Origin of the sequence: Pedobacter sp. BG31 (genome assembly GCF_042464845.1) — a bacterium.
Taxonomy (GTDB): domain Bacteria; phylum Bacteroidota; class Bacteroidia; order Sphingobacteriales; family Sphingobacteriaceae; genus Pedobacter; species Pedobacter suwonensis.
In genome coordinates, this window is record NZ_JBHNZK010000002.1 from 451,523 (window position 1) to 464,372 (window position 12,850).

The following is a 12,850-nucleotide window of genomic DNA, read 5'->3' on the forward strand; positions in this document are numbered from 1 at the left end:
TGGTGCCGACAATAGTGAAGAGATTTCCTGTTACATCTGTTTTAGTGCAGAAACTTTTTGCTCAATCTCCCTGGCGTCTCCTGGTTTACCTTCATGAATTGCGATAAGCTGCAAATTATGGAAATTAATTTTGGTATTATAAAAGTTGAATAAAATTGATTTTGCGTCTTCCACGGTAAACTTTCCCTGGATAAGTGTAAACTGATTGTTGTGTTGCATATTATTTTAAAATTTGATATTGGTTAGCTTTTATTTACCAGGTGTTCACCAGAACTATGCCTTGTACAGGCGTTTGTTTTAATAGATTGCTACAGTTTGAAGATAGCAACCGAGTAACTGTTTCTTATTCGCTGATCCGATGCTCAAGTGATCGTAGCTTTATTTTTTAAAAAGGATAATGTGATTACGTTAGCTATTGTCCCTGGCCAAGAGAAAATGCATCTACACCGTCAAAGGCATACAGGTTTTCGCTTTTGATCACCTCAAGTCCAGCCAAAGTAGCAGTAAGAAACAGGCCAATAATTTTTCTCTGGTCAATAAAGGTATCTCTGGCTGGCATGAACCGGCATCTCCAGTGATCAGTGCAGAAAGTTTCCGGAAATCCACCAGGCCAAACTTTAATTCCCCTATTGGTAATCATCGAAAGCTCAATTCCTGCTGTTTCGATCGTTTTAAGTTTCGCTGCAAGCGCATCCGGGCTGTTGCCTGTCCAATGAAAAAAGAGGTCTATTCCCTTAAGTTCTTTAGTCTTCTGCGGTTTTCTCACGTATTTTGGAAGTTTCAGTGCCGAACTGCCTGTGTAGGAAACTGGTTGAAGTATTGAAGGCTTTAGGCCGAGATTGTCTATCACCGCACTGGCAAATGCCCTGGTACCTACAAGGATACTACTCTTTCCCGGTTTATAAATATCTTGTGTATGCACACCATCTTCAATTGTTTTAAGCCAGGCATTATGGATTTTTTCTGCCGCTGGAGCCTGCCCTATATGGTTTAGCATCATTATTGCACCGTGAATCAGTGCGGAGGGATTTGCTACATCCTGTCCCGCAATTGTAGGTGCAGAACCATGAATGGCTTCGAACATTGCGCAAGATTCACCGATATTAGCAGAACCGCCGAGGCCAACGGATCCGGTAATCTGTGCCGCAACATCACTTAAGATATCTCCATAAAGATTTGGCATCACAATCACTTCAAAACATTCTGGTGTATCTGCCAGCTTAGCTGCACCGATATCCACAATCCAGTGTTCTTTTTCTATATCAGGATATTCGTTCCCGATCTCATTAAACACCTGGCGGAACATTCCGTCGGTTTGTTTCATGATGTTATCTTTGGTAAAGCATGTCACTTTCTTTTTGTTGTTTTGCAAAGCATATTCAAAAGCGTATCTCACTATCTTTTCGCAACCAGGGCGACTGATGAGTTTAAGGCATTGGACAACTTCATCTGTCTGTTGATGCTCAATACCTGCATATAAATCCTCTTCATTTTCTCTTACAATCACCACATTCATTTCGGGATGTTTGGTTTCAATAAAGGGGTGATGACTTGCGCATGGTCTTACATTGGCATAAAGGCCGAGGAACTTTCTGGTACTTACATTTATACTTTTGTATCCGCCGCCTTGTGGAGTGGTGACGGGACCTTTTAAAAATATTTTATTCTTTCTGATGATTTCCCAGGCGGCAGCATCTATACCAGAGGAGTTACCATTTAAGTACACCTTTTCACCAATATCAACATAATCCATTTGGATTTCGGCTCCTGATGCTCGTAAAATGGAAAGTGTTGCCTCCATTATCTCGGGGCCGATACCGTCACCCTTTGCAATTGCGATTCTTGTCATAAGATTAAATTATTTACTGATGCAAAATTGAAGTCTAATTTTCATATATTTTCATTTATATTTGCGATAGAAAACATAAAATTATTTTATGAATTATACGTTGCATCAGCTTCAGATATTTCTGAAAATCACTCAAACCAAAAGCATTACCAAAGCCGCTCAGGAACTCCATCTTACACAGCCGGCCGTATCCATACAATTAAAAAATCTTCAAGACCAGTTTGATATCCCACTTACAGAAGTAATGGGAAGGCAATTATATGTAACCGACTTCGGAGCTGAGATTGCCATTGCTGCAGAAAAAATACTTGGGGAAGTTTATGCGATTAATTACAAGACTATGGCTTATAAAGGTCAGCTTAGCGGCAGGCTCAAGCTTTCGGTGGTGTCTACAGGTAAATATGTAATCCCTTATTTTCTGTCAGATTTTCTGAAACAGCACCAGGGCATAGAACTTGTGCTTGATGTGACCAATAAGGCCAGGGTAATAGAAAGTCTCGAAAAAAACGAGGTCGATTTTTCCTTAGTCTCTGTATTGCCGGAGAAACTTGTGGTAGAGTCCATAGAGCTTATGCAGAACAAACTTTATCTTGTCGGATCCGGACGGGAACCCCAGCCAGTTAAGGCCAATACCTACGAAGTGCTTGAAACGCTTCCTATCATCTACAGGGAACAAGGCTCAGGCACAAGGTATACGATGGAGCGATACATTTCCAAGCATAACCTCAATGTGAAGAAAAAAATGGAACTTACTTCAAATGAAGCCGTAAAACAGGCAGTTGTGGCCGGTCTTGGCTATTCTATTATGCCACTGATTGGCATCAAAAACGAACTCCTAAATGGCGAGTTGTGTATTATTCCTGTAAAAGGGCTGCCGCTCAGTTCAGTCTGGAACATGATTTGGTTAAAAAACAAGTCCTTTTCGCCAGTAGCGGCCGCTTTCTTGTTGCATCTTCAAAAGGAAAAAACCAGGATCATTGCTGATAAGTTTTCCTGGTTCGAGCAGTTTGTTGCCAGGCAGAATAGTTAAAAACTATTAACCTGAATTCGATAATTATTTGTTAAAAATAGTGTTGTGAAAGCCATTAATTTGATCTACCCATCAATGCTGATCGGATAGCCATCGAATTTATTTTATTATCTTTTAGCTTGAAAGAGCCCGGAAAGATCCGATGGCTATCCGATGAGGGTTATGATTCTGAATTGAAAATATCTTACAGAACTATTAAAACTGAACTATTAATTGAATGCAGGTTATTGGATCTTTTAATTAAGTTTATAAGTTCCTAAATAGCTAAAGGAGTGCTTTGAAACTGCTCATGGATTACAATAGTCGCAATATCGCGGATCTTCATTCCTTTTTTCATGCGGATAAAGTTGCTCTTCGGTATGATTGCATTTTTGACATGTATAGGTATGCGAAAGCGTATTTTTTGTCGGAAGTCTACATTCAGCACAGGGGAGTCCAGGATTTACTTTTGAAACATCATACCCGGGAAAACTACAGTGAGGACATATACGCAATATGCTTTGGACAAGCTTTTCTCCCGTCTCAGCAATAACGGCCATACGCATAGGATTGTACATGGCCCGCATATCGGTCTCCAAAACAACCGATCCATAGTCCCTTAAGTATCTATTAAAATATTCTCTGAGTATTTCCCAATCCTGAATCCCCTTTTTTACCTGCGTCCGTTGCTGGTTTGAAATGATAAGCCCATGACCGGGAAACCTGGCTGAATTGGCAAAATGAGCGGCAGTTTCCCAGTCAGTAAAGTTTCTTGCACCAAAGTTTGTTTTCAGGCTAACAATTCTTGCCCTTACACAGATATCATTTTCAAGGTCCATAAATACAAGTATTTCCTCGTTGGCAGGTGTAAAATAAATGGTTGGGTGAGGGCCGAAAGATCCTTCACTTCCTATGGCCAAACCACAGCCAACGATCCGGCAAGCATCCAGACATTTTGCTTTGGCTGCCTCGAGTGGATCCATTTTACGTAGTATTTCTCCGGAAAAAGTTCCGTAGAGATCTGTATTGAAACTTTCCGGAACGATGGTTTCTACACCAAGTGCTTTTTCAAGTATTGGACTTAATACGCTTTCCTTACCATGCATGGTCGCTATAACCAGCTTTCTTCCTTTAAAATTCAAGATTTATTTTTTATTTATTTCAAACCATAGATAATCTATGCAAGGTAGCCGGCTCTTCATAATCTATCAACAACCAGCTTTCATCACTTTGATAAAGATGGATTTGATTGTCATCTTGTGGATTTATGACCAAAAGGTATATCCATTCGTTGATAATAAGTTGCTTCAGCTGAGCATTTTTTAAGAGTATCTGTTCAATTCTTTCAAGCGGCGCCTGGATAATAACAGATAGCCTAAGGGGTTGATGGTAAATGGTGCGGTCAGAACTATTTACCGACTGCAGCGGAAGCCCATACTTAAGGTCTCCTCCATTGCCCCTCATCACACCAAACCTTCCGGTAACATTGTGGGTTATTTTTGACCCTCCGCCAAATTTTTCATTATCTACTGTAGAAAAATAATAGTGGTTGTTGATCCATTGGGTAACAACCATTGGACCCTGCATAATCATTTCCAGGGAAAGTCCGTCATGGTCCGTTTCCCAGTCATAAGAGTGCAAAAAACACCTGCCTTTTAGATTGAGCTCTCTGGTAACGTTGCGAGGTGCAATGATAAAGCCGGCATTTCCGGCAAGCCCCCATTCAGGTCTGGTTTCTGCCCAGTTTGTTGATTTTTTATGTGCGATATCCATCCCGTTTTTCTCTTTGAGCCTTTCTGCGATGGCTTGTTGCTGAACCTCTTTCAGATCTGATTTGAGCAACCTGATCATTAAATGATGTGATGCAGGCGCTTCTATGTCGAAAAGTTCCAATTCATCAGTAACAGTATTGTGCTCAGCACCCAAAAAGAAGGTCTGCTCTGGAATATCTATGTTAAATTCGGTTCTAAGTAGTGTTCTGACTTCCGGATGATTGGCCAGTGTGGCGAGCATCCTGGCGTTGCGACGACCCGGACTTGCCGCACAGGCTCCGCAATCTAAACTTGACGCAAATGGATTGTTAACGGAATGGCTCCCATGGCCGGCAAAGACAACCAATGGCGCAAAATCTTTCCAGCCTAACAGCGCAAAGGCCGACTTTACAATGGCTGCTTTTTCCCTGATTTTTAGCTGCTTCTCTGTGCTTTTATTGTTGTTTGCATTTAACTGTGTTATGCAGCTATTTTCATGGCCTGGTTTATTTACTAATCTCCTTGAATTTCTTAGTCCTCGCCATAACAGTGCCATTCCATAGAAAAGACCGGTTCCCTCTACGTAGCCAAAAGCCGAAGGAAGCATATTTTTCATGCGCTGACCGAGGAAATCCATAAATGCCTTAACGCCTATTTTCTGATGATAAGCCGACATTTCCGAAGCCCTTCCCGGTAATGGCTTCTCTGAAATAGTGTATGCTGAGGAAAGAATAGGTGGACATGATTTACGCAAGAGGCCCGTACCGGGATCCTCATAATCAGCCGCTATTCCAAAAAAACCTGCATAACCAAAAGTTTCATATTCTCGTTTCGCTTCAATATGCCTCCTGATAAGCTCAGACCTGGTATCAATACAAAAAACAAATTGGGCCAACGGCTTTCTTTTCGTTTGACTTTCAATTTTCATCTGCTTCAAATTGTTGCCGATAGCTTTCGCGAGATTCATTTGCCAGCTTTTTTCCCAGGCTTTTAGCCATAACATTTTTAAACCGAACATATCATTCTGTTTTCGATCTGTAGTTCGTTTGGTATAGATGCCGCACGCGATCTTATTGGCTATACATAAACGCACTGCCAGGTAATCCTTCAGGGTGATTGGGTACTTCTGCTGCCATGGTGAGCATTCACTCATTCTGTATTTAATGTAACCGGCCCAGCCTGGCATAGCTGCGAGGTGCTCGCTAAAGATGCTCACACACTCCTGGTACGAATATCCCATCAGGTAAGACGAAAGCGCCTGGTCTGCTGTTTCCGGTATTTCATTCTTTGAGCTAATTCCAATCTCCTGATCATAGATGCCCAGTCTGCGCCAACAAGAAAAAAAGCCATTTTCCCGTCCGGGCATTTCCCATTCACCCATGCCTTCATCCATAAAGGCACAAAGCCACTTGGCAATAATCCTGTCTAGCTTACGGTTTTCGTTAACTGGTTTGCTATCTTTTAACCGTTCCATTTCTTTGAGGTAAAATTCGCCCTGCTGATGTAACCCAGCTTCTTCCAGCATCTTCTTTAGGATATGATTATTGATTTCTCCAGAGGCCCACGCCTGAGCGAACATTGAGGATGAAGGAAGAACGGAGGCATCAAGGTATTTGCTTGCTTTCCTGATCGCCTGCCCGAAAGTTTTGTCCTCATAGCCAGATAGGGGATTGGAGGTTACAAAGCCATAAAGCGGCCAGGTTTTTCCAATTACCGATGATGCTTCTTCGATACTGGCTGTAAAATCTGAATTGATCATATTTATTTATTTTTATAGTTTAGAATAGTGTGACGATAAGGTTGGCTGATATTCAATAACTTTACGTATAGCCAGGGGAAATTTTTATACAATCCCAGCTTCATGATGAAAAAGCCCAGCAGAAAAATTACACCGAATAGGATTTGTACCAACGAAAGGGGAGATGGCACCTCAACAAAGGCAAAATCTTTCATAAGGTAGCTTACGCCATTATATATTAGTGCATAGCTGCCTATTCCTGCCGGAAATACCAACAGCTGAAGTACAAGTTTTTGTCCGAAGGTTAGTATACTTTGTTTTACGATGTTATAGGTTGCCTGCCCTACTGTAATCGCGACGACTAATATTAGAAAAATGCCACTGTCTAACACTTTTCCTTTTCCTGTTAGCCATGCAAAAAATCCTGCTCCAATAATTCCGCTCATTATTACAACAAGGGCCTGTAATGGCCTGATCAGTATTGGCATTGGTTTTTCAGGCACAGATGCCTTAATGTTTTCTCCGGAGGAAAGGAAAAGGTAGGCTTTATAAAATCCATGAAGAATTAAATGCGTCACCGCAGCATTGAAAAAACCCAGCCCGCATTGCATAATCATAAAGCCCATTTGAGCAATTGTTGAACAGGCCAGCTTTTGCTTAACGCTAACCTGAAGTAATTTTGTAAATTGGGCAATGATGGCGGTAAGGCCCCCAACTGCAAATAGCAGGGGTAGTACATCTGCATGAACCATTAACGATGCAAACAGTGTAAGTATAATCCCCGAACCATTGACAAACCCCGCATGCATAAGGGCCGAGGCAGGAGTAGGCGCTGTCATGGCAGAGAGCAACCATCTATGAAAGGGGTAAATGGCTGATTGTATTAAACAGGAAAAAATAATAAATAGCGAAGATATCAAAAGGGTTGGCTTAGGTAAACTGCTCAGCGCAGGTATAATTTTACCGAGGGTAAATTTCTCTGTGCTAAATGCAAGTAACAATACACCTGCGCTAAGCATCACCCCTGACAAAATGAAGAACCTTTGTGCATATTTTGACGCAGCACAGGCTTCCGGCCAGTCAGATTCTATCCCAATCAGTCTTGCCATGAAAAATCCCATTAAGAACCAGGAAATTAATAATGCAACAACATGATCGGCAGCTACCAAAACCATTACTGATAAGGTAAAGCCCAAACAGAGTGCTGCAAAATGTGTTCGGTATCTGAATCCTGTAAGATAGGTTGAGCTATAAATGCTCACCAGCGTACTGAAAAAGCTTACTACACCCCAAATCAGAAGTGTAAAGGCATTTATTCTGAAGAGCCCCCAAAAGTTAAAGTCCAAATGTACGGTTGTCGCGATGAGCATAAGTACCGTGGCAAGAAACACTATAGCGCATATAGCTGTAACTACATCATAGTAGTAGTCGGAAATTTTTCTCTGAGGCCTTGTAAAAGGAGTTTCAAATGCTTGTTTTAAGTTCATGTTGTAAGGATGTTTTTATGGATTACGGCGCAAAACTGTTGAAAATCAGTTATAAATTTTTATTTATATTTTATATATAATGCATAAATATTTTTTATGTTTTTTCAGATAAGATGATACAAAGGATTTTTCCTTAGAAGATTCTGTCGGAGGTCATGGTGGGAAAACCGGATTAATTTAGCATCTGCAGAAAATTACTATGCCATCACGGTATTAAACGAAAAAATGATTACTTCAAGGCCTAATTTTTTAGCAATTAAAGCTTGTTATTGGTACTAAGATGCTTGCCCCGTAGTTACTGTCAGGCCTTTAAATAATTATAATCTGCTAATAAAATAATTTCATCAGCATGATTATCATAAGAATATGGGTTAATGCGATAGGCATGGCGATCAGAAAATAATAATGTTTATAAAACATCTTCAGCGCTGATTATTAATCGAGCTCAGATTTTTATCTTAGGTATTCACGAATATTAAATGGTTTGCATTTGATCGCTATCGAATTGAGGTGGGAGTGACGATAGTTCTAAAAATCTAAAATTTACGGAAGACGGCTATGGTTTTTCTTTTTTTTATGCAAAAAAAATAAACTTTCGGCGGTGGCACACCTGAACTGGTTCTTAATCGGTAGCAGAGGCGAACCCACGCCGAAAGGCAAAAGCAATAAATAGTGGGGCATTCCTGTTAAAATGATCCGATAAATGATCATTCAATAAAGCGATAAGGAATAACCGTTATTTTCGTTTAAAGATTGTAAGAGGCATATGCAAAAAAAAAATGTCTTTTATATTGATGAAAATGAGTAGGTTATGCCTTTTTTAGATTGCATACTATACATAAAGTTACCATTTGCCTTTCTGGCTATTGCATTTACCCCTTTAATTTTTATCTGGTTTGAGGTCCTGATTTTAAAGGGTTCTCCGTTTAATGATTTGATGGTTCCGCTGTGCAGCTTTCCGTCCTTCCATTTAAGTGATACTTCAAAACCGCCTCTGGCTTTCAGTCCGGTAATGTGTCCGCTCGGCCAGGCAGTTGGTAGTGCCGGTAATAAATCAAGGATGTAAGCATCCCGGCCATTTGCGCTGGTGTATGTTTCCATACTTTGTAACAGCATTTCAGTCATGCCTGATACTGCTCCAAAATTTCCATCAATTTGAAATGGGGGATGGGCATCAAAAAGATTGGGATAAGTACCACCAGCATCCGCCATGATGGTTTCAGTCTGGTAAGTGGCGCGCAGTTGATTTGATAAAAGCTTATGCGCATGGTCACCATCTCTTAACCTGGCCCAGAAATTTTCTTTCCAGGCGATAGACCAGCCGGTGCCATCATCGCCACGTAACTCCAGGGTTTTCCTGGCCGCCTTGGCCAATTCAGGGGTTCCCAGGGCAGTAATCTGTTTCCCCGGATGCAAGGCAAATAAATGCGAAACATGCCGGTGATGCGGATCGCCCGAATTCAGGTCCCAGTCTTCATTCCACTCCTGCAACTGTCCGGCCTTGCCGGTTTTTAAAGGACTGATCCCGTCGCGTACTTTTTTCACCTGAAGTTGAAAAGCCTGATCGTCATTTAAAGTTAATGCAGCCTGTGACACATTGTTCAATAAATCCCAGATGATGGATTTTTCCATCGTGGCGCCTTCAGTTACCGTTCCGCTTTTACGATCATTGGTAACAAAGTAATTTTCAGGAGAGGTAGAGGGTGAAGTGACCAGGAAACCATTTTTATCTTTGATCAGTGTTGCCATATAAAATTCTGCTGCACCTTTTAGCGTTGGGTAGATGGTTTTCAGATAATTTTTATCGCGGGTAAAAGCATAGTGTTCCCAAAGGTGCTGGCAGGCCCAGCCACTTCCACCGATAAAAACACCCCAGGGTAGGTCTGCACCCGGACTTGTCCAGGCCCAGCCATTGGTGGTGTAACCATAAAACCATCCCGGTGTCTGCGGGCCATAATAGGTTTTGGCGGTTTTGGTTCCGGGTTTCACCAGGGCCTGTGTCAGGCGGATCATCGGCAGATGCATTTCTGATAAGTTGCTTTGCTCAGCAGGCCAGTAATTCATCTCATAATTAATATTTGATTTGTAATCGCATTTCCAGGGTAAATCAAGTCCATCTCCCCACAAACCCTGCGAATTAGAAGGTAGCAGGTTACCGGGACGGCTGGAAGAAATTAACAGGTACCGGCCATATTGATAAAAAAGTGTCGCAAAAGAAGGATCTGCCAGGCCATTACCATAAGCTTTTAAACGTCCATTAGTAGTTAATCCTGAATCTTTATTGTTGCCAAGTTCGAAGCTTACCCTGCGGAAATACGGCTGATATTCATTGATGTGGTCTTTCTTTAATGCCAGGTAAGGCTTATGGATTGCCCGTTCCATGCGTTGTGTTACGGCTTCATGCGGATCTTTTCCAAGGAAAAATTTTTCATAATCCAATGTATAAGAGGTCCCTGCCGCCATGATAATCGTTAGCTCATCAGCATTAACAACATCAAGCTCCTGCCCCGAAGCCTTAAGCGAACCACCAGTGTTTAGTACAGTAAGCTGTACTTCATAGGTTAATTTTCCACCGGCATGGCCTGTCATGATGAGCGTATTAGGTGCAACAAAACGCGTTTTGGCATTTTCGATCCTGCTCAGCCCCAGTTTCAGGCTCAAACTACCTTTTTTAGAAGCACTCAGGCGCTGAACCATAGCCTGATCTGCCGCACTGGAAAAGATTTCCCTTTGATAAGCAATGCCATTTACACTAAAAGAAACACCTGCGATAGCCTGGTCGATGTTTAGCCAGCGGCGGTAATTCTCTACAGGCTTTCCTTCAGGTAATTTAAACTTCATGGTCAAATTGCCTAAGGTTTGATAGGAAGCATTGTATGGTGCAGGGGAAGTAAAATGATCACGTGTTAACTGTTCAGCCAGTTTATAGTTTTGATTCCGTATCGTTCGCCTGATGGTATCCAGATACTGGTAAGCATCCTTGCGGTCTGCATCAGGCTGTGGATCACCAGACCATAGTGTAATTTCATTGAGTTGAAGCTTTTCATTTGACGGGTGGCCAAAAATCATGGCACCGAACTGACCGTTTCCAATAGGTAAAGCTTCTTCCCACACTTTGGCAGGTGAGGTATACCACAAGGTTTTATTGTTAAGTGGTAGGAGTGGTGCAGTGCTTTTGGTTTGGGCATAACCTAAGCCTACCTTAAATAGCATTGAAATGCTGAGGAGACCGGTCGTAAAGTTTAGTTTCATTCGAAAAGATTATAGGATACTGAAAATAAATGTCTTTAAGTTTATTGTTTAATGTATTAATCAGGTTGTTGATTATCGGTTGCCCGTAAACTGCCAGGAGTCAAAATAAAATAAATCATGTTTTCCTTTAAACACAAAATAAAGATCATGCGAACCGGTTAACGATTTAACTGGTGTTTTTATGCTTCTCCAAACATCACCCTCGCCTTTATAGTTAACATTCACTACTCCTAACAGCGGACCGTCTATGGCATCTCTTCGTACTTCGATCTGACCTCCGTAGAGTGCTGCTACTAAGACCTCCAAAGTATTTGCTCCCTTTGAAAAGTCTACGTTTCTTACTTTGATATAGTCTCCGTTGTGGATAGCGGTAAGTACCATTCCTGAAGGAATTTTTCCGCCGTTTGTGGCAGATTTAAGATTTCCCAGCGTTGATGCCACCGCTGTTTTAACGCCTTCGCTGTAAGCCATGGTAACTGCTTTCACATTTTGATAGGGATTGATCGTCCCGACACTTTTCAACTCTTCAGGTGTCCAGAACGGAAGCTTTTCAAGGGTACCATCTGCGCTGTACCTGAGTTCTTTAACCCGAACTGAACGGCGCTCGTAAGGCTGGCTCATCGTTTTCATTCTCAAGCTTTGGTCAAATCCGAATACGTAAGATTTTCCTTTGTAATCAATAATTCCCGGATGATTGCCGCCGGATCGCGGGTCTCCATCCATAATCATACCTGCGTATTTCCATGGACCTGTGGCGGTTTCGCCCATGGCATAACCTATACCTTCGGGGCAGCAGGTAGAGGCATAGGCCATATAATATCTCCCTTTCCGTTTCCATGCCCAGGGACCCTCCTGATAATGAAAAAAATCATGATTTGCTTTACCTTTTGCGAATGAAGGATCTTTGATGAGATCACCAGAGATCGAAATCATATCTTCATTAAGTTTAGCATACCAGAGATTAGGATTGCCCCAATATAAGTATGCCTGTCCGTCATCGTCAATCAAAATACTGGGGTCTATATCTTCCATCGAATTTTTGATCAGCGGCTTTCCAATAGGATCTCTGAATGGCCCGTATGGGCTGTCGGCTACCATTACACCAATACCAATGGCATTTGGCATGGAGCAATAGAGGTAAAATTTTCCATTTCTGGCTATGCATTGGCGGCCCATGCACCATCTTCTGAATTTGCCCATTTAAAATCCTTTACAGATGCTACAGCACCATGATCAGTCCAGTTAACCATATCTGTGGAGGTATACAGTAACCAGTCTTTCATTCTGAAGCCGAATGCCTGGTCGTCATCATGTCCGGTATACAAAAAAACGGTGTCTTTATATACCATAGGAGCAGGATCAGCCGTAAATTTAGTTTGCACAACAGGGGTTTGAGCTAATGCTATCCGGGTAAAGCAAAATATGGTTAATGCGATGCGTAAAAGTTTTAGTTTCATTTTGAGAAGATTGACTATTAATTACTTGGTTATACCTGTTTTGCAGACATTCAAATATAATCTGCTACTGATGTTATAAATTTATCTGAAACCGACATTTTTTATCACTATTCCGATATTAATCGTTTTTCCTCTGACTGGTGATGGTTTATCAAACTTTAGTAATTGCATTAAATCGATTTATCGAAGTCTTTCCAAGCTTTAATTCAAATTACAAGGTAAAAAGTCGGTTTTGTACAAAATAAAGTCTTATTTGTTTAGTTTTTTTTAGGTTAAGGTCACTTATTTTTGGAATAACAATTTATTT

9 protein-coding genes are annotated in these 12,850 nt (G+C 41.4%); 1 reads left to right on the forward strand and 8 read right to left on the reverse strand.

All coding sequences use genetic code 11. The features are described 5' to 3' along the window. Nucleotides 1-30 precede the first annotated feature (30 nt). Nucleotides 31-219 carry a hypothetical protein gene (locus ACFE6N_RS05090; protein ID WP_378934436.1) on the reverse strand — a complete coding sequence of 63 codons (189 nt, stop codon included), beginning with the start codon at nt 217-219 and terminating at the stop codon, nt 31-33. 193 nt (nt 220-412) lie between these two features. Continuing rightward, entirely contained in the window at nt 413-1,849 is a 1,437-nt protein-coding gene (locus ACFE6N_RS05095) for an NADP-dependent isocitrate dehydrogenase (protein ID WP_378934438.1), read from the reverse strand. Between the two features lie 88 nt (nt 1,850-1,937). Here ACFE6N_RS05095 and ACFE6N_RS05100 point away from each other — a divergent pair, with 88 nt between their 5' ends. After that, on the forward strand, nt 1,938-2,879 hold the full coding sequence (locus tag ACFE6N_RS05100; RefSeq protein WP_145860989.1) for a LysR family transcriptional regulator: 942 nt from the start codon (nt 1,938-1,940) through the stop codon (nt 2,877-2,879). A 287-nt stretch (nt 2,880-3,166) separates the two neighbouring features. On the opposite strand, the gene ACFE6N_RS05105 is transcribed toward ACFE6N_RS05100, so the two are convergent. The 6 genes from ACFE6N_RS05105 to ACFE6N_RS05130 form a co-directional block, all read right to left on the reverse strand. Beyond that, the gene (locus ACFE6N_RS05105; protein ID WP_378934440.1) at nt 3,167-4,000 is read right to left on the reverse strand and encodes a DUF6671 family protein; all 834 of its coding nucleotides are present in this window, start codon (nt 3,998-4,000) and stop codon (nt 3,167-3,169) included. Nucleotides 4,001-4,019: 19 nt separating this feature from the next. Then, nucleotides 4,020-6,368: a DUF2309 domain-containing protein gene (locus ACFE6N_RS05110; RefSeq protein ID WP_378934442.1), complete on the reverse strand. Its 2,349-nt coding sequence runs from the start codon at nt 6,366-6,368 to the stop codon at nt 4,020-4,022. A gap of 2 nt (nt 6,369-6,370) precedes the next feature. Then, nucleotides 6,371-7,834: a proton-conducting transporter membrane subunit gene (locus tag ACFE6N_RS05115; RefSeq protein ID WP_378934444.1), complete on the reverse strand. Its 1,464-nt coding sequence runs from the start codon at nt 7,832-7,834 to the stop codon at nt 6,371-6,373. Between the two features lie 786 nt (nt 7,835-8,620). Further along, on the reverse strand, nt 8,621-11,086 hold the full coding sequence (locus ACFE6N_RS05120) for a glycosyl hydrolase family 95 catalytic domain-containing protein (protein ID WP_378934446.1): 2,466 nt from the start codon (nt 11,084-11,086) through the stop codon (nt 8,621-8,623). A 72-nt stretch (nt 11,087-11,158) separates the two neighbouring features. Next, nucleotides 11,159-12,286, reverse strand: a complete 1,128-nt coding sequence (locus ACFE6N_RS05125) for a family 43 glycosylhydrolase (protein ID WP_378934448.1) — start codon at nt 12,284-12,286, stop codon at nt 11,159-11,161. Continuing rightward, a complete protein-coding gene (locus ACFE6N_RS05130; protein ID WP_378934450.1) occupies nt 12,244-12,543 on the reverse strand; it encodes a hypothetical protein in 300 nt (99 codons plus the stop codon). The genes ACFE6N_RS05125 and ACFE6N_RS05130 overlap by 43 nt, the downstream gene beginning before the upstream one ends. Nucleotides 12,544-12,850: the final 307 nt, after the last annotated feature.